Genomic DNA, 20,039 nt, shown 5'->3' with positions numbered 1-20,039 from the left:
ATCCCGACGCGGGATCCGCCGAGGCGTTCGCGTCAGGCGCCGGGCTGCACGGTGCCGCGGTGCTCGACCGTGTACCGGTAGTACTCGGCGAGCCGCAGCTCGGACGCCGCCGCCTCGTCGATGACGAGCGTCGCGTGACGGTGCAGCTGCAGCACGGAGCCGGGCCACATCGAGGACACGGGTCCCTCGACGATCGCGGCGACCGCCGCGGCCTTCGATGCGCCCTGCGCCACGAGCAGCGCCCGACGGGCGTCGAGGATCGTGCCGAGCCCCTGGGTGAGGCAGTGCATGGGCACGTCGTCCGGGCTGTCGAAGAAGCGGGCGTTGTCCTCGCGCGTGCGGGGCGCGAGCGTCTTGACGCGCGTCCGCGACGAGAGGGACGACGTGGGCTCGTTGAAGCCGATGTGCCCGTTCGCGCCGATGCCGAGCAGCTGCAGGTCGACGCCGCCGGCCGCGGCGATCTGCGCCTCGTAGTCCTCGCAGGCTGCGTCGAGGTCGTCGGCGAGCCCGTCGGGCACGCGCACGCGGGATGCGTCGAGCCCCAGCGGCTCGACCACCTCGCGGTGCACGACGGCGTGGTATGACTCGGGGTGGTCGTGGGCGATGCCCACGTACTCGTCGAGCGCGAACGCCGAGACCCGCGTCAGGTCGAGGCCCGCGTCGCGGCGTGCGGCGAGCGCACGGTAGGTCTCGAGCGGGCTCGATCCGGTCGCGACGCCGAGCACGGCCTCCGGCTTCGCCGACACCACCTCGGCGATCCGACCCGCTGCGAAGGCTCCGACCTCGACCGGTCCTGCCACGATCACGACTTCCACGCGCTGCTCCCCAGGATCGCGGCCCCGACGGCGGCCGGCTGGCTGCCTGCTGGGACCATGTGCACCCTCGACGGTATCGCCAACGCGTCGAGGAAGGGCGACGCGGCCGCCCATGCGGCGAGGCGTGCGCGGATGCCGTCGAGCAGCGGTGCGCCGAGGCCTCGCAGGCCGCCGCCGATCGCGACGGTGCGCGCGTCGACCGTGAGCGTGAGCATGCGGATGCCGTGGGCGAGGGCGTCGACGACCCCCTGCCACTGCGCGGCCGCCGCAGCGTCGCCCGCCGACGCTGCCGCGAGCATCCGCGCGGCGGGCCACGGCTCGCCCCACCGCTCGGCGAGCGCCCAGCCCGCCGCGACGGTCTCGAGGCAGCCGACCTGCCCGCAGCGGCACGTTCCCGTCGCGCCGGGCACCGGCACGTGGCCGATCTCGCCGGCCACGCCGCTCGATCCGCGCCACACGGCGCCGTCGAGCACGACGCCCGCCGCGATGCCCGTGCCGAGGCCCAGGTAGGCGAACGACGCCGACGCGTCGGCGCGCAGCAGGTGCCGCGCGCCGAGCACGGCCGCCTTGACGTCGTTCTCGACGAGCACGTGGGCGCCGAGGCGTGCACCGACCGCGGCGCCGACGTCGAAGGCGCCGAGGCCGAGGTGCACGGCGTTGCGGATGCTCGATCGGTCGGACGAGACCTGCCCCGGCACGCCCAGGCCGACGCCGTCGAGGGCGTCGACGCGCACGTCCGCGGCGCGCAGCACGACGCTCGCGGCGGCGAGCACCGAGTCGACGACGGCCTCGCCGTGCTCGGTGGCGACCTGGTGCTGGCCGACGACGTCGCCCCTGCGGTCGAGCAGCACGGCGGCGGTCTTCGTGCCGCCCACGTCGATGCCGAGCCGCATCACGGGCGCTCGATCCATCGGCGCAGCGCGGTGCCCACCGCCCGGCTCGCGCCGAAGGTGGCGACGTCCGCGACCTCGCCCGTCGACCATCCGAGGTCGACGGCGAGCACGTCGTGGCGGGCGCGGAGCGCGTCGATCGTCGCGCGCGAGTCGGCGCCGCGCTCGAGGTCCTTGCCGATGACCAGGACGGGTCCCGGCGCGAGCGTCGGCGTCGCGCCGGGCTCGACGACGACGCTGCCGTCGAACGGATCCCATGGCACCGCGCCCGCGGCGATGTTCGCAGCGCGCTCGATCCGCACCACGCGGCGCGTCCGCTCCGCGCCCGGCACGCGCGCGAGCCACCCGCGTGCGGCATCCGAGACCGAGAAGGTGCTCGCGATGCGCTCGAGGTCCGCGGGCTCGACGCCGAGGTCGCCGGCCGGCAGGGGCGCGGGCGAGGCTGCCGCGAGCGCGTGCACGCGACGGGCGGCGTCGCGCACGCGCGCCTCGGGCAGCCGGCCGTCGGCGACGGCGGCGAGCACGGCCGTCTCGATCGCGTCCATGCCCTCCGGCCCCGTCGCGGTGCCGAGGCACAGGAGGTCGCAGCCGGCGGCGAGCGCGCGCACGGCCGCCTCCGGGATCCCCGTCTCGCCCGAGGCGCCCGTCATGTCGAGCGCGTCCGACACGATGACGCCGTCGAAGCCGAGCTCGCCGCGCAGCAGCCCCTGCAGGATGCGGGCCGAGAGCGTCGCCGGCACGTCGTCGAGCGCGGGCAGCACGATGTGCGACGTCATGATGCTCGTGGCGCCCGCCGCGATCGCCGCCCGGAAGGGGGCGAGCTCGCGTGCGTCGAGCGTCGTGCGGTCGGCGTGCACGATCGGCAGGCCGAGGTGCGAGTCGACGGCGGTGTCGCCATGACCCGGGAAGTGCTTGGCGCTCGTGGCGACGCCCGTCGCCTGCACGCCCTCGGTCCAGGCGGCGACGTGCCGTGCGACCGCCGCGGCGTCGGCCCCGAACGAACGCACGCCGATGACGGGGTTTCGGGGGTCGACGTTGACGTCGGCGACGGGGCCGAAGGTCAGGGTGCAGCCGGCGGCGCGCACGTCGCGCCCGACGCGCTCCCCCACCGCTCGCGTCCACGCGACGTCGTCGGCCCGTCCGAGCACGGCCGGCCCCGGATGGGGCGAGCCGGAGGCGTAGTGGATGCGCGTGACGTCGCCGCCCTCCTCGTCGATCGCGACGATCGCATCCGCCCGCACGGCCCGCACGGCGTCCGCGAGCGCGCGCACCGTCGCGGCGTCCGGCGCGTTCTCGCCGTAGAGGCATACGGAGGCGAGGCCGCCCGCGAGTCGCTCGCGCACCCATGCGGGCATGGTCGTGCCGGCGAACCCGGGCATGAGCGTCGCGCGCACGTCGTGCAGCAGCGCGCTCATCCCTTCACCGCCCCGCTCACGAGGCCGCTCGCCATCCGCCCCTGCACGAGCAGGAAGAAGACGACGACGGGCACGGCCATGAGCGTCGAGCCGGCCATGATGGCCGCCCAGTTCGTCGTGCCGTTGAGCGCGAGGAAGGTGCGCAGCCAGACCGGCAGCGTCATGAGGTCGGGTCGCGTGTTCACGACGAGGGCGACGAGGAACTCGTTCCACGCCTGGATGAACGCGAAGACGCCCGTCGCGATGAGGCCCGGTGCCAGCAGCGGGAAGGTGACGCGGAAGAAGGCGCCCAGGCGCGAGCAGCCGTCGATCATCGCCGCCTCCTCGAGCTCGATGGGCACGCCGTCGACGAAGCCGCGCAGCGTCCAGATCGTGAACGGCAGCACCGTCGCGGCGTAGACGAGCACGAGCGCGAGGATGGTGTTGAGCAGCTGCCAGCCGTCGAGCACCCGGTACAGCGACACCATCATGGCCTCGAGCGGCAGCATCTGGATCACGAGGATCGCGACGATGAAGCCCGTGCGGCTGCGGAAGCGGAAGCGCGAGATCGCGACGGCGGCGAGGAACGCGAGCACGGCCGCGATGAGCACGGTCGACAGCGTCACGACGAGCGACGTGCCGAGCGCGGGCAGGAACGGCGTGCGGCCCGGATCGAGCAGCACGGTCTCGTAGTTGCGCAGCGTGAGCGTCTCCGGCCACAGCTGCAGCTCGGGCGTGCGCACCTCGCTGTTGGGCTGCAGCGACGTCTTCACCATCCAGTACACGGGGAAGACGGAGCAGACGAAGATGACGACGGCGACGGCGCACCACAGCACCGTCATGCCGCGGTACGAGCGCGAGCCGATCATGCGTCGCTCCGCAGCATGCGGCGCACGAGCGCGATGGACGCGACGGAGATGACGAGCATCGTGATGATCGCGAGCGCGCCGCCCTCGCCGAACTCCCCGCCGGCGATGGCCGTCTGGTAGATGTACACGCCGAGCGTCGACGTCTCGGCGCGGATGCCGCCGATGTCCTGCAGGGCGAAGATCTGCGTGAAGACGCGCAGGTCCCAGATGATCTGCAGGATCGTCGCGATGACGAGGATCGGCGCGACCTGCGGCAGCACGATCGCGAGGAAGCGCTGCACGGGGCCCGCGCCGTCGAGCGCCGCGGCCTCGAGCTGCTCGCCGGGCACCTGGGTGAGGCCGGCGAAGACCGTGAACGCGACGAAGGGGATGGCACCCCAGACGATGATGACGACCGCGACGCCGAGGAACGACATGGGGTCGATGAGCCACGAGTGGCGGTCGAACTGCGCGAGGCCGAGGCCGTCGCGCAGCACCTGGTTGACGACGCCGTACTCGGTGTCGAACATCCAGCCCCACACGATCGTGGTGGTGAGCGCCGGCATCGACCACGCGAGCAGCAGGCCGACGCTCAGCAGGATGCGGAAGGGCGCCGGCAGGCGCTGCAGGAGGAGGGCGACGAGCGTGCCGACGACCATCGTGATCGCGACGCACACGGCCGCGAACCCGGCGGTGCGGCCGAGCACCTCCCAGAACACCGGGTCGGCGAGCACGCGCGCGTAGTTGTCGAGGCCGACCCACTCGGCCGGCCTCCCGAACACCTGCGCGCGTCCGAACTCCTGGAAGGAGAGGATGACGAGCTGCAGGAGCGGCCAGCCGATGATGGCGAGCACGACGATCGTCGCGGGGGCGAGCAGCGCGTACGGCAGCACGCTCGCTCGACGTCGATCGCGTGCGCCGACGCGTCGGTCGGGCGGCGCGGCGACGGCCGTGGCCGCGGGGCTCGCGGCGGTCGGCACCTGGGTCTGCACCATGGATGGTCCTCCTAGGATCGAGTCGGCCTTCCTAGGGCCGGATGCGGTCGGCGCGGCGGGCAGTGCCGCACCGACCGCATCGTGCGTCGGCGACGCGAGGTCGCCTCCGCGGAGGCCGCGACGAGCGTCGCGACCCCCTGGAGCGGTCAGCCGTTGAGGATGGCCTCGATGTCCTCGTCCGCCTGCTCGGCGAGGGCCTGCACGTCGCCGCCCTGCGCGATGCTCACGAAGAGGTCCTGCATGATGCCGGCGGCCTCGACGTCGGCCCAGTCGGGCGACGCCGGGGTGAGGCGTGCGCTCGCCGCGGCCTCGGTCGAGGCCTGCGCGGCCTCGTCGGTGCCGAGGGTGTCGGCGAGCGAGACGCGCGCGGGCACGAGGCCGTTCGTGCCGTAGATCGTCTGGAACTCGTCGCCCAGGATGATCGCGAGCGCGTCGAGCGCCAGCTCGGGGTGCTGCGTCTGCGCCGAGATCGCGATGTTCGAGCCGCCGGCGAACACGGAGGCCGCCCCGCCGTCCATGCCGGGCATCGCGTACACGCCGAGCGTCGGCTCGACCTCGGGGCAGCCGGGCGTCTCGGCGTCGGCGGGCGCGAGGATCGATCCGCGCACCCAGCTCGGCGCCGAGATCTGCAGGCTCGTGCCGTCGCAGAACCCGACCTGCGGGTTCGTCTCGTTGGCGTCGACGGGTGCGAGCGACGCCTCCGACATCGCCTGCTGCGCCTGCTCGAGCCCCGCGACCGACTCCTCGCTCGAGAGCTGGGCGTCCCACGCGTCGCCGTCGGGCACCGCGATCTCGCCGCCGTGCTCCCAGACGAAGGGCAGCCCGTTGTACCAGTCCTGCCCGGGCCACCAGATGCCGGATGCGCCGGGGTTCGCGGCGGCGAGCGCCGCGGCGTTCGACACGTACTCGTCGAGCGTCGTCGGCACCGAGAGCCCCGCTGCCTCGTAGGCGGCCGTGTCGTAGTAGACGACGCGCGCGCCCGAGTAGAGCGGCGCCGCGTAGAAGGCGTCCTCGTACGAGCCGATCTCGACGAAGCCGGGCAGCAGGTCGTCGCCGCCGAGGTCCTCGTAGTGGTCGGTGAGGTCGAGGAAGGCGCCGGCGCTCGTGAAGGCGGGCGTCTGGGTGTTGCCGATCTCGACGATGTCGGGGCTGTCGGATCCGGACAAGGCCGTGGTCAGCCGGTCGACGAGGCCGTCCCACGACTGCTCCTCGATGACGATCGTCGAGCCGGGGTGGTCCTCCTCGAACTGCGAGACGAGCAGGTCCCTGGCCTCGTCGGGGGTGTCGGTGCCGACGAGCCAGACGCGGAGCTCCGCGCCCTCGTCGTCCGCAGCGTCGCCGCCGCCTGCGCTGCAGCCGGCCGCGGCGAGCACGCCGACCGCGGCGAGGCTCGCGAGTGCGATCTTCCTCATGCGTGTTCCTTTCCTAGGGCGGCCGGCGGCGTGGAGCCGTCGGCTCTCGAGGGTCACGCGACCCCGAGCTCTCCGGAGCGCACGAGGATCGCGGCTCCGCGCAGGACGACGTCGTCGCCGTGGCTGGTCATGGCGACGACGACGTCCTGGCCGTCGTCGAGGGTGCGCTCGCGCAGCGTGCGCTCGGCGGCGCGCGCGAGGGGGCCGTCGACGAGGTCGGCGGGGCCGGAGACGACGACGCGCGGCAGGTCGAGGACGCCGACGATGGGGGCGAGCGCGATGCCGAGCCGGTGGCCGGCCTCCTCGAGGATGCGGTCGTGGTCGGCAGGGTCGGCGACGGCGAGCGCGTGACGCAGGCGCGGCTCGGCGAGCCATGCCTCGAGGCAGCCGTCGCGACCGCACGCGCAGCGCGGACCGCCGTCGGTGCCGATCGTGACGTGGCCGATCTCGCCAGCGGCCGAGCGGGTGCCGCGCACGGGCACGCCGCCGACGGCGAGGCCGGCGCCGACGCCGAGGCCGATGCGCACGACGAGCACGTCGGCGTCCGAGCGGCCGCGCTCGGCGAGCAGCGCCGCGTTGGCGTCGTTCGCGACGTGGACGGGCACGCCGAGCTCGGCGACGAGGCGCTCGCGCAGTGCGAGCCCGTGCCAGCCGAGGTTGGGCGCCTGCCGCACGACGCCGTCGACGTCGACGACGCCCGGGGTGCCGACGCCGACGCCGAGGATGGGTGCGCCGGCGCGGTCGCGGAGGGTGCGGGCCAGCTCGAGCACCAGGCGCACGGCCCGCTCCCCCGTGCGGCCGCCCGTGGGCACCTCGGCGCGGTCGAGCACCGTGCCGTCGATCGCGAGCAGGGCGCCGCGGAAGGCGACGGCGTCGGAGAGGTCGAGGCCGACGATCTGGAAGGCGTCGCGTGCGAGGTCGACGAGCGTCGCGGGCTTGCCGGGCCGCACGCCCTCGCGGGTGCCGAGCTCGACGAGGAGCCCCTCCGCGACGAGCTCGGCGACGAGGTCCGAGACCGTGACGCGGGTGAGGGACGTCGCGCGGGCGAGATCGGCGCGCGACGACGGGCCGGCGTCGAGCAGCGTCTGCAGCACGAGGGTGCGGTTGTGGGCCCGTGCATGCTCGGGCAGCACCTTGTGGCGTCGCGGGCCGCCGCTCGCGAACGCGTCGCGCGGCAGGGCGACGGCGGCGTCGGAGCGGACCTGCGTGGGTGCCATGTTTGTTAGTACACCTTCCATACAAACATCGCGCAAGATCCGGCCGGTCACGATCAGGTCACGAGCCCGTCACCCGGGCGTCGCCGCACGACGCCGGATGACTCATCCCGCAGGCTGATGCACGCCACCCTCGTCGTCGGCTACCGTGAGTGCCATGGACGACCTGCGGCTCGAGGAGCTCAACGCGAAGACGGCCGTGGCTGCGAACGGGCTCACGCTCAAGCGAGGCCAGGAGGCCTTCCTCGTGCCCGTCTCGAACGAGGCCTACGTCGATCAGTCCTCGACGTGGACGCGCGTCGTGTACTCCGACGACGAGCTCGTGGCCTACATCATGGCCAACTTCGACCCCGAGGCCGGCAAGGACGAGTACCGCTGCAGCGTGCTGCGCATGCACGTCGCGGCGACGGCGCAGGGTCAGGGCGTCGGCACCTTCGCGGTGCAGCAGGTCGCCGACGAGGGCAAGCGTCGCGGCTTCGACAGCCTCTACGCCGTCTGGGAGCCGGGCGAGCTCGGTCCCGCGCCCTTCTTCACCGCCATCGGCTTCGAGGTCGTCGGCGAGACCGAGTTCGGCGACCAGATCGGCCGCCGCGTCCTCTAGGACGTGGCGACGTCGCCCTCGTCGAGGGCGACGCTCCATCGCCGCAGGATCGCCGCGAGCGCTGCCCGGTCCGCATCGTCGAGCGGTGCCAGCAGCGCGCGCTCGTCGGCCAGGTGCGCCGCGTACGCCTCGTCGATGCGCGCCCTCCCCTCGCGCGTGAGCACGACGGCGCGCGTGCGACCGTCGCTCGCACCCGCCTCGCGCGTCACGAGCCCCGCGGCGACGAGCCGGTCGAGGCGCTTCGTCATGCCACCGGTCGTCACCATCGTCTGCGCGGCGAGCTCGCCGGGCTGCAGCGGGCCGTCGGCGCGGCGCAGCGTCGCGAGCACGTCGAACTCGCCCTCGCCGAGGCCGAAGTCGCGGTAGCGCGCGATCAGGCGCTCGCGCAGACGGTCGCCGACGCGGTGCATGCGCCCGACGACCTCGACGGGGCTCGAGTCGAGGTCGGGGCGCACGACGCGCCACTGGGCGACGATCGCGTCGACGGCATCCCGCGCGTCCTCGGTCGCGTCGGGCATGGCGTCGGTCGCGTCGGGCGCGGGGCCGGCTGCGTCGGGCATGGCGTCGGTGCTCGCGCGCTGGCGCATGTCATCGGTCATGCTTGCAGACTACCTTCCGCGTCAGATAGTTTGCCTTCCATGGAAGCGAACTGGCGATGGATGCTCGTGACGGCCATCGCGCCCGTCTCGTGGGGATCGATGTACGTCGTGACGCATCAGGCGCTGCCCGCCGACGCGCCCATCTGGGGTGCCGCCCTGCGGGCGCTCCCCGCAGCCATCGTGCTCCTGCTCCTCGTGCGCAGGCTCCCCACCGGGGCCTGGTGGTGGCGCTCCGTCGTGCTGGGCGTGCTCAACGTCGGCGCGTTCTTCCTGCTCGTGTATGTCGCCGCGACCCTGCTGCCCTCGAGCATCGCCGCCTCCGTCATGGCCGCGAGCCCCGTCGTGCTCATGGCGCTCGCATGGCCGATCGCCCGCGAGCGGCCGACGCCGCGGCTCGTGCTGGGCGCCGTCGTCGGCATCGTCGGCGTGCTGCTCGTCGTCACGACCGCCGCGGGACCCGTCGACGTCCGCGGCGTGCTCGCGAGCGTCGCGGCGCTCGGCATGTGGTCGCTCGGCTCGGTGCTCGCCAAGCGCTGGCACGACGGCACCCCCGCGCTGCGCCTCACGGCATGGCAGCTCGCCGCAGGCGCGCTCGTCCTCGTGCCGTGCGCCGTGCTCGTCGAGGGTGCACCCCCGAGCGTCGACGCCGTGGGCGTCGCCGCCTACGCGTACGTCGCGCTCGTCGCCACCGCCCTGGCCTTCGTGTGCTGGTTCGCGGGCATCCAGCACCTGCCCGCGGGCGCCGTGGGCATCGTCGGCCTCCTCAACCCCGCGACCGGGGTGCTGCTCGGCGTCGCGATCGGCGGCGAGCGGCTCTCGCCCCTCCAGTGCGTCGGCATCGCGCTCGTCATGGTCGCCGTCGCGATCGGCGCGACGCGCGCTCGGCCTCGCGCGCAGCGCTCGTCGCCGCCCAGCCCGGCCTCCGCCCCCGCCTCCACCTGACCCGCCCGTCGCGGCGCACCCCTCGACCGTTCGCGTCTCGCAGGCGATCGCGGGGTCGGAAGGAGCATTCCCCTCGCACCCCCGCGATCGCCTGCGAAACGCACTTCCCCGAGGGGCGCGGCCGGCCCCGGTGAGGCGGTCATCGCGAGCGCGGTGCGCACGTCGCCGCCGCTCGCGTCATGCATCCCGACGAACGCCGGGGTGGATGGACGCCAGTTGCGATGGCGCGATCAACCCTTGCTGCCACGCCCAGACTCGCCGTGGGATCCTGATCCGCGACCGACCGACGAAGGAGACGGATGGGCGCCGCTGACTACGATGACTTCGCGGTCCAGTACGACCGGGAGAACGCCGGCAACCTGCTCAATGCCCACTACGAGCGGCCAGCCGTCCTCCGTCTGCTCGGAGACGTGAGCGGCCGGCGGGTCCTCGACGCAGGATGCGGCTCCGGACCGCTCGCAGCCGAGCTGATCGCACGCGGCGCGGAGGTCACAGGCTTCGACAGCAGCCCCGCGATGATCGAGCTCGCACGCCGCAGGCTCGGGCCTGCCGTGCCGCTCACCGTCCAGGACCTCAGTCGACCGCTCCCCTTCGAGGACGAAGCCTTCGACGACGTCGTCGCGTCGCTCGTCCTGCACTACCTCGAGGACTGGGATGCGCCGCTCGCGGAGATCCGCCGCGTCCTCAAGCCCGGCGGGCGGCTGATCGCGAGCATCAACCATCCGTTCGTGCGGCAGTTCAACGAACCGACCGAGGACTACTTCGCGACACGCGAGTACGGCGAGGAGGTCGATCTCGACGGTCGCACCACGACGCTGACCTTCTGGCATCGTCCGCTGCGCGAGATCGTTGGCGCGATCCTCGATGCCGACCTCCGTCTTCGCGTGCTGGACGAGCCCCCACCATCCACGGAGACGCCGGGCGAGCTGCTTCCGCCCCATATCGCGAGCGGCGACCGCAGCGCCTTCCTCTGCTTCCTGTTCCTCGTGGCGGAGAAGCCCGCGACGTAGTCCCCGTGCTCGTCCTGTCGATCGGGCACCACGACCAGGTCTGCCGGAACGCCGAGCAGGACGCCGACATGCCTGGAAGGATCGGCCGGGTGACGGATGAGATGCAGGCACTGTGGGACCGAGAAGCCGTGACCTTCGACGATGCTCCGGATCATGGCCTTCGAGATCCCGCTGTTCGCCGCGCGTGGACGGATCTGCTGCTTCCGCTCCTCGGTGGACATGGACGACGCGTCGCCGACCTGGGCTGCGGGACGGGGACGCTGTCGGCGCTGCTCGCCACCGAGGGCCGACACCTCGTGCATGGGGTCGATCTCTCCCCTGAGATGGTGCGACGAGCGCGAGCGAAGTCCGTGCAGGTGCTCCCGCAGCCGATCTTCACGGTGGCGGACGCCGCTGACCCGCCCCTGCCGACGGCAATGTTCGACGCCGTGCTCTCTCGACACGTCCTGTGGGCGATGCCCGATCCATCCGCTGCACTGCGCCGCTGGATCGAGCTGCTCGCGCCCGGCGGCGTGCTGATCCTGGTCGAGGGCCGATGGAGCACCGGGGCCGGCCTGACCGCTGCAGAGTGCTCTCGGCTCGTCGGCGACCTGCGCGACGTCGTCGACCTGCGACCGCTGGACGACCCGGCGTACTGGGGCAGGCTCATCGATGACGAGCGGTACCTCATCGTGAGTGCTCGCTGACGCACGAGCACGACCGGTCTCGGCGCGCGCCCGGTCAGGCGGTCGTCGCGAGGGCGGTGCGCACGTCGCCGCCGCTCGCGTCGAGCAGCGCGCGTGCACGCTCGGGGTCGCAGTCGGCCAGCAGCATGACGACGGCGACCTTCGCGTGCGTGCCCGCGGCCGCGAGCGCGTCGGCGGCGATCGCGGGCTCGGCACCCGTGGCCTCCGCGACGATGCGCTGCGCCCGGTCGACGAGCTTCGCGTTCGTCGGTCGGACGTCGACCATGAGGTTGCCGTAGACCTTGCCCGTGCGGACCATGCTCGCCGTCGACAGCATGTTGCACACGAGCTTCTGCGCCGTGCCCGCCTTGAGGCGCGTCGATCCCGTCAGCACCTCGGGGCCCGTCGCGACCTCGATCGCGACGTCGGCAGCCGCCCCCACGCGCGACCCGACATTGCAGGCCACCGCGACCGTCGCCGCGCCGCGCGTGCGGGCCTCCGCGAGGCCGCCGAGCACGTAGGGCGTGCGGCCGCTCGCCGCGAGGCCGACGACGACGTCGTCCGCGCCGACGTCGATGCCCGCGACGTCGGCCGCGCCGCGCTCGGGATCGTCCTCGGCCCCTTCGACGGCGACGACGAAGGCGTCGCGGCCGCCCGCCATGAGGCCGAGCACCTCGGACGGGTCGGTGCCGAACGTCGGCGGGCACTCGACGGCGTCGAGCAGGCCGAGCCTGCCGCTCGTGCCCGCGCCGAGGTACACGAGCCTGCCACCGCGGCGACGAGCGGTGGCGATGCGCTCGACGGCCTCCGCGATCTGCGGCAGCACCGCTCGCACCGCGCCCGCGACCGTGGCGTCCTCGTCGTTCATGAGGGCGAGGAGGCTCGCGGTGTCGAGCGTGTCGAGGTCGACCGAGCGCGGATTGCGCCCCTCGGTGCCGAGGGCGGCGATGGTCTGGATGTCGTCGGTCACGGCGCCTCCTCGGCGGTCGTCGGTGGGCTGCGCTGCTGCGTGGGCGGCGAGGCTCATGCGTCGCTCGCCGTCGTCGCGGGAGCAGCCGCCGCGACCGTGATGGGCGCGTCGCCGCCGCGGTCGACGATGGGCCACGCGTCGCCGTTCAGCACGACGACGGGCGAGACGAGCGAGGGGACGCGCCCGCGCACGGCGTCGAGGTCGACCTCGACGATCGCGTCGCCCGCCTCGACCACGTCGCCCTCGGCACGCAGCACCGTGAACCCCTCCCCCTCGAGCGCGACGGTGCCGAGCCCGATGTGCACGAGCAGCTCGAGCCCGTCCGGCGTCGTGACGCCGAACGCGTGGCCCGTGGGGAAGATCGCGGTGAGCGTGCCCGCGACGGGGCTGACGAAGCGCCCGCTCGTGGGATCGACCGCGAAGCCGTCGCCGAGCGCGCGCTGCGAGAAGGCGGCGTCGGGCACGTCGTCGAGGCCGATGATGCGTCCCTCGGCGGGTGCGGCGACCGCGATGCGCGTGCCGGGCGTCGCCGCCGTCGGCGCGATGGCGCCGTCGACGGCCGCCTCGGCGTCGTCGTCGGCGTCCAGCCCACCGTGCTCGGCGAGCAGCGCCTTCGGGAAGCCGAAGAGCATCGTGATGGCGAAGCCCGCGACGTAGCCGGCGAGCAGACCGACGACGTAGGCGAGCAGGGCGTAGCCCTGGCCCGCGTCGCTCTGCAGCAGCGGCAGCAGCGCGAGGCCCGACGGCCCGATCGCCGTCGCACCCCAGGGGGCGACGAACTGGTTGAACGCACCGGCGACCGCACCGCCGACCGCACCGCCGAGGCACGCGGTGAGGAAGGGGCGGCCGAGCGGCAGCGTCACGGCGTAGATGAGCGGCTCGCCGACGCCGAGCACGCCGACCGGCAGCGCACCCTTGATCGCGCGACGCAGCGAGGCGTTGCGGCGCAGGCGGATCCAGATCGCGATCGCGGCACCGACCTGGCCCGCGCCCGCCATCGCGAGGATCGTGAGCAGCGGCGTGAAGCCCAGCTGCTCGATGAGCGTCGCGTGGATGGGGATGAGCGCCTGGTGCAGGCCGAGCATGACGAGCGGCAGGAACAGGCCGCCGAGCACGAGGCCCGCGAGCACGCCCGACACCTGCAGGAGCCACACCGCGCCCGAGCCGATGCCCGTGGCGATCGCGCCGGCGAGCGGCATGAAGGCGAAGATCGTCGCGAGGCCCGAGCCGAGCAGCGCGAGCGTCGGCGTCACGAGGATGTCGATGGCGTCGGGCACGCGGCCGCGCAGCCCTCGCTCGATCCACGACGCGAGCACGGCGGCGAAGATCGCGCCGATGACGCCGCCCTGCCCGGGCGCGAGGGTGATCTCGCCCACGACGGGGAGGGAGTAGGTGACGTCGGCGATGCCGGGGAAGACGATGATCGCCGCGACGGCGCCGCCGATCGCGGGCGTGCCGCCGAACTCCTTCGCGGCGTTGATGCCGGCGAAGATCGCGAGGTAGGCGAAGAACGCCGAGCCGATCGCCGTGAGGGCGGGGATGAGGCCCGCGACCCACTCGGGGGCGGCGCCGACGGCATCCCAGTTCACGATGAGCCCGCGCACGGCGGCGACGATGCCCGCACCGATGAGCGCCGGGATGAGCGGCACGAAGATGTTCGCGACCTTGCGGATGAGGTTCTTGAACGGGGTGTCGTTGCGCCGCTTCTGGGACGCCTTGATGTCGGCCCCGCGCGAGGCGAGCGCCTCCGCATCCGATCCCGTCGCGCCGCCCGCCTCGGCGAGGCGCGTGCGGAAGGCGGCGGTGATGCGCGTGACGGCGCCGGGGCCGAGGACGATCTGGAACGTGTCGTCGTCGACGATGCCGAGCACGCCGTCGGTCGCGCGGATCGCGGCCTCGTCGATGCGGTCGCGGTCGCGCGGCGCGATGCGCATGCGCGTCATGCAGTGCTCGACGCCGACGACGTTGTCGGCGCCGCCGAGGTGCTGGAGCAGCTCGGCGGCGATCTGGTCGGGTGCGGCCATGGGGGATCCTCGCGTCGATGGGAGTGTCGGTACAGACAGTACACATCAAACGTGTTTCATGTACATTGCGTACACGATCCAGCCGCGCACGCCGAGGTGGTCCGCCGCCGATACGGTGACGACCGGCGAGAGGGACACCATGCCGAACCAGCAGCGCAGCACGACCCGGTCCGTGCTCACCGAGGCGCGCGCCCGCTACGACGACCTGCGGCCCTCCGAGCGCCGCATCGCCGATGCCCTCCTCGCCGACCCCGAGACCTTCGCGACCCGCTCGATCGGCGAGATCGCCGAGCGTGCGAGCACGTCGACGACGACGGTCGTGCGCTTCACGCGCACCGTCGGCTACGAGCGCTTCCGCGACCTGCGGCGCGACCTCACCGAGCAGAACCTGCGGCAGCGCCTCGCCCTCGCCGCCGTCGACGTCACGAGCCCCGACGTCTCCCCCGGCGACGGCATGGACGACATCGTCGCGAAGGTCGCGGCGAACGAGTCGCTCTCGATCGCCGACACCGCCGCGACGATCGACGTCGACGCCCTCACCGCCGCCGTCGCCGCCATCGCGAGCGCACGCCGCGTCGACCTCTTCGGCGTCGGTGCGAGCGGCATCGTCGCCGTCGACCTGCAGCGGAAGCTCTCGCGCATCGGTCGCGTCGCGCTCGAGTGGCCCGAGCCGCACGCGGCGTGGACCGCCGCCGCGGTGCTCGACGCCGCCTCCGTCGCGATCGCGGTGTCGCACTCGGGAGCGACGGACGAGACCGTGCGGTTCCTGCGGCTCGCCCGCGCCTCCGGCGCGACGACCATCGCGATCACGAACCACGCCGACTCGCCGCTCGCGCATGCCGCCGACGTCGTGCTGCGCACCGCTGCGCGCGAGTCGACGCCGCTGCGCTCGGGCGCGCTCGGCAGCCGCATCGCGCAGCTCATGATCGGCGACTGCCTCTACATCGGCGTCGTGCAGCTCGACGCCGACGGCGCCGCCGACGCCCTGCGCCGCACGCACGCCGCCGTGGACCGCACGCTGCCCGACGCCTGAGCGCTCCGCCGTATCCTGGGCGCGTGACCGACGACCAGGACGCCTTCGCCGAGGCCGTCCACGAACTCGTCGCGAGCATCCCGCCCGGCCGGGTCATGGCGTACGGCGAGGTCGCGGCATGCCTCGGCTCGCGCGCGGCACGCCGGGTCGGCCGCATCATGGCGACCGACTCCGAGGGGCTGCCGTGGTGGCGCGTCGTGCGCGCGAGCGGCCTGCCGCCGGCCGGGCTCCACGACCGCGCGCTCCCCCGCTACGAGGAGGAGGGCACGCCGCTCGCCGCGACCGCCGCGGGCGCCGACGCCCCGTTCCGCATCGAGCGTCGCGCGCGCTGGCTGCCTGACTGATCCGCACGGCGCGCATGCAGCGAGAGGGCGGATGATCGCTGCATGTCGCAGCCCCCGCCCCCGCAGCCGCCGCCGCCCGGACAGGCGGGATGGTCGCAGCCGCAGCCGGCCGCGCAGGCGGGCGGATGGCAGCCCCAGCCCGCCGGGGCGCATCCGGGGCTCGCGCAGCAGCCGGACGCATCGGGCCGACCTCGCCGCCGCGCCAACGTGCTCGGCATCGCCGCGATCCTCGTCGCCGCCGTGCTCACGCTCTCGGGCCCGGCGCAGCACCTGACCTTCAACCTCGCGGTCCTCTCGGGCGGCACGGCCTCGATCGCCGGGATCAACGGGCTCTTCACCGCGATCCACGTCATCCTCGCGCTCGCCGCGATCGGCCTGGGCGTCGCGGGCCTCCTCGTGCGCGACCGCGGCCGCATCCTCGCGGCCGCCGCGGTCGGCATCGGCGCATCGACCCTCGTGGGCGTCCTCGCGTCGCTCGTCATCGGGCTGGCGTTCTCGGCCCGGTGACGCGCGACCGGTGACCGGCTCCGACGACCGAGGCGGGTGCCGCCGCGCGCGGCGGCACCCGGCACCCGTCGATCAGACGAGCGACTCCCGCCACGCACGGTGCAGGCCGGCGAACTTGCCGCCGGCGGCGATGAGCTCGGCGGGCGAGCCGTCCTCGATGACGCGGCCGTGCTCCATGACGAGCACCCGATCGGCGATCGACACCGTCGAGAGCCGGTGGGCGATGATGATCGCGGTGCGGTCGGCGAGCAGCGTCTGCAGCGCCTGCTGCACGAGCCGCTCGCTCGGGATGTCGAGGCTCGCCGTGGCCTCGTCGAGGATGAGCACGGCCGGGTCGGCGAGGAACGCGCGGGCGAACGACAGCAGCTGCCGCTGGCCGGACGACACGCGGCCGCCGCGCTTGTTCACGTCGGTGTCGTAGCCGTCCGGCAGCGCTGCGATGAACGCGTGCGCACCCACGGCGCGCGCCGCGCCCTCGATCTCCTCGCGGCTCGCCTGCGGCCTGCCGAGCGCGATGTTCTCGGCGACCGTGCCCGAGAACAGGTACGCCTCCTGCGTCACCATGACGACCGCGCGGCGCAGGTCCTCGTTCGCGAGGTCGCGCATGTCGATGCCATCGAGCCGCACAGCGCCCTCGGTGGGGTCGTAGAAGCGCGACACGAGCTTCGCGAGCGTCGACTTGCCGGCACCGGTCGTGCCGACGAGCGCCACGGTCTGCCCAGCCGGGATGTGGAGGTCGAGCGAGGGCAGCACGTCGGCGCCCGTCGCGTACGCGAAGCGCACCTCGTCGAAGTCGATGCGACCGCGCGACGCCTCGAGGCGCTGCGGCTGCGTCGGCTCGGGCACCGTCGGCTCCTCCTCGAGCACGCCCGAGATCTTCTCGAGCGCCGCTGACGCCGACTGGTAGCCGTTGAAGAACATCGCGACGCCCTGGATGGGCTGGAAGAACTGCCGCGCGTAGAGCGCCGTCGCGAGCAGCACGCCGATCGCGAGGTCGCCCTCGATGACGCGGATGCCGCCGAGCAGCACGATCGTGGCGATGCTGATCGCGCCGATCGCGACGATGCCGGGCTCGTAGATCCCGAAGATCGAGATGACGCGGTGGTTCGCCAGCCGGTAGTCCTCGACGCGATCGCCGAACTCGTCGTCGTTGCGCGCCTCCGTGCGGAACGCCTTCACGGCGCGGATGCCCGTCATGGTCTCGACGAAGTAGACGATCATGCGCGCGCTCGTCGAGCGCGTCTCGCGGAACAGCACCGTCGCGCGCTGCTGGAACCAGCGCGTGAGCAGGATGGCCGGCACGAGCGCGATCGCGAGCACGAGGCCCGAGATGGGGTCGAGCAGCACCATCGCGACGCCCGTGAACGCCATGAAGAGGATGCCGCGCACGAGCTCGTTGAGCCCCTGGTCGAGCAGGTCGCGGATCGACTCGAGGTCGCTCGTCTGGCGCGCGATGATGCGACCCGACGTGTACTGCTCGTGGAACTCGAGGCTCAGGCGCTGCGTGTGGTCGAAGAGCCTCCGACGCAGCGAGAACAGCACGGCCTGGCTGATGCGCGCCGACGACACCGTGTAGGCGTACATGAGCACGCCGGCGACGACGGCCGAGACGACGTAGCCGATCGTCGCGACCCACAGCGGCATCCAGTCCTGGCCGTCGAGGATCGCCGGCAGCGCGGTGTCGATGCCGTAGGCGATGATCGCCGGCCCGACGACGCCCGCGCCGGCCGAGACGACGACGAGCAGCATCGTCCAGGCGATGCGCGCACGGTGCGGCCGCACGATCTGCAGCAGCAGCCTGCGCGAGCGCAAGCGGATCTCGCGCGACTCGCCCTTCGTGTAGTCGTCGCGGTCCTCGCCGGTCACGCCATGGACGCTCACAGGTTCACCTCTCGGTCGCGCTCGGCCTCTTCGAGGCTCGAGAGCACGAATCGGTAGTGCTCGTTGCGCGCGAGCAGCTCGGAATGGGTGCCGACGTCGTCGATGCGGCCCTCGCGCATGAGGGCGACGCGATCCGCGAGCTGCACGGTCGACGGGCGGTGGGCGACGATGAGGGCCGTCGTCTCGGCCAGCACCTGCCGGAGCGCGGCCTCGACCTGCGCCTCGGTGTCGACGTCGAGCGCCGACAGCGGGTCGTCGAGCACGAGCACGGCTGGCCGGGCAGCGACGGCGCGCGCGAGCGCGAGGCGCTGACGCTGACCGCCCGAGAGCGACATGCCCTCCTCGCCGATCACGGTGTCGAGCCCGTCGGGCAGGTCGTGCACGAAGCCGGCCTGCGCGATGCGCAGCGCCTCGTCGAGCACGTCCTCGTCGGCGTCGGGGACGCCGAGCAGCACGTTGTCGCGCACGGTGCGCGAGAAGAGCGTCGCATCCTCGAACGCCATCGCGACGTGGGTGCGCAGCTCCTCGCGGGTGAGGTCGCGCACGTCGACGCCGTCGAGCAGCACCCGGCCGCCCGTGACGTCGTAGAGGCGCGCGGGCAGCGCCGTGAGGGTCGTCTTGCCGCTGCCGGTCGAGCCGACGAGCGCCATGGTCTCGCCGGGCTCGAGCACGAGGTCGGCGCCGTCGACGAGGTCGCGCTCGCCATCCGGCGCGTCCTGGTAGCGGAAGTGCACGCCCTCGAACGTCAGTCGTCCGCGCGGCTCGTCGATCGACGCGGGCGACTCGGGGTCGTCGATCGTGTTCTCGGTGTCGATGACCTCGTGGAAGCGCACCGACGCGTTGGCGGCGTCGATCGCGAACGCGTAGAGGAAGCCCATCGACTCGAGGGGCCAGTTGAGCACGACGGCCGTCGCGAAGAACGCGAGCAGCTGGCCGACGGTGAGCTGGTCGATCGTGACGAGCCACACGCCGACGAAGAGGCACACGGCGTAGGAGACGAACGGGATGATCGTCAGCCACATCCACAGCGACGCATCCTGCCGCGCCTTCGCGATCTCGGTGCTGCGCAGGGCGCTCGCCTGCGACGTGAAGCCCTCGAGCGCGTGCGGCCCGCGACCGAAGGCCTTGAGCACGCGGATGCCGTGCACCGACTGCTCGACGGTCGTCGCGAGGTCGCCCGCCTGGTCCTGCGCCCGCCGGGAGACCTTGTGGTACGTCTGCTCGAACCGGAACGCGATGACGACGATGGGCAGCGACAGCAGCAGGAAGAGCCCGCCGAGCACGGGGCTCCACCACAGCAGCACGGCGACGCCGACGACGAGCGTCAGCAGGTTGACGACGAACAGCACCGAGCCGAACGCGAGGAAGCGGCGCAGCTGGCCGAGGTCCTGCACTGCACGCGAGAGCAGCTGCCCCGACTGCCAGCGGTCGTGGAAGGCGACGGGCAGCTGCTGCAGGCGCGCGTAGAGGTCGCGTCGCATCGACGCCTCGACGAACGTCGAGGGCTGCAGCACGAACATGCGGCGCAGGAAGATGCAGATGGCCTCGGCGAGCCCGAGCGCGAGCACGGCGATCGCGGCCGGCCAGACGGCAGCCGGGTCGCGTCCCGTGAGCGGTCCGTCGACGAGCGCGCGCAGCACGAGCGGGATCGACAGCGCGAGCAGCGAGCCGACGAGCGCGGTGCCCGCACCCGCGAGCAGTCGCGGCAGGTACGGCCGCACGTACGGCATGAGCCGCGCGAGCGACGGGATGATGCGTGGCCTGGCGGCCGCGGGGGGCTGGGACGACATGAGGGTTCCTCGGGGCCGCGCTCGTGGCGCGCGTGGGAGAAGGCGGTGCGGAGGGAGTGCGAGGCGGTGATGGTGCCTCGTGCTCGGCTGGCGCGGACGCCTGCC

The 20,039-nt window shown here is 73.3% G+C and carries 19 protein-coding genes; 7 read left to right on the top strand and 12 right to left on the bottom strand.

Features of this window, described 5'->3' with window-relative positions:
• Positions 1-32: 32 nt before the first annotated feature.
• From nagB to ABD249_RS08970, 7 genes are all read right to left on the bottom strand, one after another.
• Positions 33-815, bottom strand: coding sequence for a glucosamine-6-phosphate deaminase (nagB, locus tag ABD249_RS09000; protein ID WP_344342761.1), 783 nt, complete (start codon positions 813-815; stop codon positions 33-35).
• A complete protein-coding gene (locus tag ABD249_RS08995; protein WP_344342760.1) occupies positions 803-1,726 on the bottom strand; it encodes an ROK family protein in 924 nt (307 codons plus the stop codon). The genes nagB and ABD249_RS08995 overlap by 13 nt, the downstream gene beginning before the upstream one ends.
• On the bottom strand, positions 1,708-3,120 hold the full coding sequence (locus ABD249_RS08990) for a glycoside hydrolase family 3 protein (protein ID WP_344342758.1): 1,413 nt from the start codon (positions 3,118-3,120) through the stop codon (positions 1,708-1,710). Before ABD249_RS08990 ends, ABD249_RS08995 begins: the two co-directional genes overlap by 19 nt.
• Entirely contained in the window at positions 3,117-3,968 is an 852-nt protein-coding gene (locus ABD249_RS08985) for a carbohydrate ABC transporter permease (RefSeq protein WP_344342757.1), read from the bottom strand. The genes ABD249_RS08990 and ABD249_RS08985 overlap by 4 nt, the downstream gene beginning before the upstream one ends.
• Complete coding sequence (locus ABD249_RS08980) at positions 3,965-4,942, bottom strand: carbohydrate ABC transporter permease (protein WP_344342755.1); 978 nt, start codon at positions 4,940-4,942, stop codon at positions 3,965-3,967. The genes ABD249_RS08985 and ABD249_RS08980 overlap by 4 nt, the downstream gene beginning before the upstream one ends.
• A 146-nt stretch (positions 4,943-5,088) precedes the next feature.
• Positions 5,089-6,354 (bottom strand): extracellular solute-binding protein, encoded by a 1,266-nt coding sequence (locus ABD249_RS08975; protein WP_344342754.1) that lies wholly within the window; start codon positions 6,352-6,354, stop codon positions 5,089-5,091.
• 53 nt (positions 6,355-6,407) lie between these two features.
• Positions 6,408-7,571 carry an ROK family transcriptional regulator gene (locus ABD249_RS08970; RefSeq protein ID WP_344342752.1) on the bottom strand — a complete coding sequence of 388 codons (1,164 nt, stop codon included), beginning with the start codon at positions 7,569-7,571 and terminating at the stop codon, positions 6,408-6,410.
• A 154-nt stretch (positions 7,572-7,725) separates the two neighbouring features.
• Between ABD249_RS08970 and ABD249_RS08965 the strand changes: the two genes are divergently transcribed.
• Positions 7,726-8,169, top strand: a complete 444-nt coding sequence (locus tag ABD249_RS08965; RefSeq protein WP_344342751.1) for a GNAT family N-acetyltransferase — start codon at positions 7,726-7,728, stop codon at positions 8,167-8,169.
• On the opposite strand, the gene ABD249_RS08960 is transcribed toward ABD249_RS08965, so the two are convergent.
• Positions 8,166-8,768, bottom strand: coding sequence for a MarR family winged helix-turn-helix transcriptional regulator (locus ABD249_RS08960; RefSeq protein WP_344342750.1), 603 nt, complete (start codon positions 8,766-8,768; stop codon positions 8,166-8,168). The two genes, ABD249_RS08965 and ABD249_RS08960, sit on opposite strands and share 4 nt — an antisense overlap.
• A gap of 39 nt (positions 8,769-8,807) precedes the next feature.
• Here ABD249_RS08960 and ABD249_RS08955 point away from each other — a divergent pair, with 39 nt between their 5' ends.
• The 3 genes from ABD249_RS08955 (at position 8,808) to ABD249_RS08945 (ending at position 11,406) form a co-directional block, all read left to right on the top strand.
• Positions 8,808-9,710, top strand: coding sequence for a DMT family transporter (locus ABD249_RS08955; protein ID WP_344342748.1), 903 nt, complete (start codon positions 8,808-8,810; stop codon positions 9,708-9,710).
• 299 nt (positions 9,711-10,009) lie between these two features.
• Positions 10,010-10,720, top strand: a complete 711-nt coding sequence (locus ABD249_RS08950) for a class I SAM-dependent methyltransferase (RefSeq protein ID WP_344342747.1) — start codon at positions 10,010-10,012, stop codon at positions 10,718-10,720.
• A gap of 5 nt (positions 10,721-10,725) precedes the next feature.
• Entirely contained in the window at positions 10,726-11,406 is a 681-nt protein-coding gene (locus ABD249_RS08945; protein ID WP_344342745.1) for a class I SAM-dependent methyltransferase, read from the top strand.
• Between the two features lie 34 nt (positions 11,407-11,440).
• On the opposite strand, the gene murQ is transcribed toward ABD249_RS08945, so the two are convergent.
• Both murQ and ABD249_RS08935 read right to left on the bottom strand, forming a co-directional pair.
• A complete protein-coding gene (gene murQ, locus ABD249_RS08940; RefSeq protein WP_344342744.1) occupies positions 11,441-12,355 on the bottom strand; it encodes an N-acetylmuramic acid 6-phosphate etherase in 915 nt (304 codons plus the stop codon).
• Between the two features lie 53 nt (positions 12,356-12,408).
• A complete protein-coding gene (locus ABD249_RS08935) occupies positions 12,409-14,379 on the bottom strand; it encodes a glucose PTS transporter subunit IIA (RefSeq protein ID WP_344342742.1) in 1,971 nt (656 codons plus the stop codon).
• A gap of 139 nt (positions 14,380-14,518) precedes the next feature.
• Between ABD249_RS08935 and ABD249_RS08930 the strand changes: the two genes are divergently transcribed.
• Genes ABD249_RS08930 through ABD249_RS08920 form a run of 3 tightly spaced genes read left to right on the top strand, consistent with a single transcriptional unit; the run spans position 14,519 to position 16,263 of the window.
• Positions 14,519-15,412 carry a MurR/RpiR family transcriptional regulator gene (locus tag ABD249_RS08930; protein WP_344342741.1) on the top strand — a complete coding sequence of 298 codons (894 nt, stop codon included), beginning with the start codon at positions 14,519-14,521 and terminating at the stop codon, positions 15,410-15,412.
• Positions 15,413-15,435: 23 nt separating this feature from the next.
• Positions 15,436-15,756, top strand: a complete 321-nt coding sequence (locus ABD249_RS08925; protein ID WP_344342739.1) for an MGMT family protein — start codon at positions 15,436-15,438, stop codon at positions 15,754-15,756.
• 42 nt (positions 15,757-15,798) lie between these two features.
• Positions 15,799-16,263, top strand: a complete 465-nt coding sequence (locus ABD249_RS08920; protein ID WP_344342738.1) for a hypothetical protein — start codon at positions 15,799-15,801, stop codon at positions 16,261-16,263.
• A 72-nt stretch (positions 16,264-16,335) separates the two neighbouring features.
• Here the strand turns inward: ABD249_RS08920 and ABD249_RS08915 are convergent, their stop codons facing one another.
• Both ABD249_RS08915 and ABD249_RS08910 read right to left on the bottom strand, forming a co-directional pair.
• Positions 16,336-18,144, bottom strand: a complete 1,809-nt coding sequence (locus ABD249_RS08915; protein ID WP_344342736.1) for an ABC transporter ATP-binding protein — start codon at positions 18,142-18,144, stop codon at positions 16,336-16,338.
• A complete protein-coding gene (locus ABD249_RS08910) occupies positions 18,141-19,934 on the bottom strand; it encodes an ABC transporter ATP-binding protein (protein WP_344342735.1) in 1,794 nt (597 codons plus the stop codon). Before ABD249_RS08910 ends, ABD249_RS08915 begins: the two co-directional genes overlap by 4 nt.
• Between the last annotated feature and the right edge of the window lie 105 nt (positions 19,935-20,039).

The organism is Agrococcus versicolor, assembly GCF_039531815.1.
Classification (GTDB): Bacteria; Actinomycetota; Actinomycetes; order Actinomycetales; family Microbacteriaceae; genus Agrococcus; species Agrococcus versicolor.
Note: the sequence above shows the minus strand (reverse complement) of the source record. Positions and strands in the feature narration are given on the sequence as shown.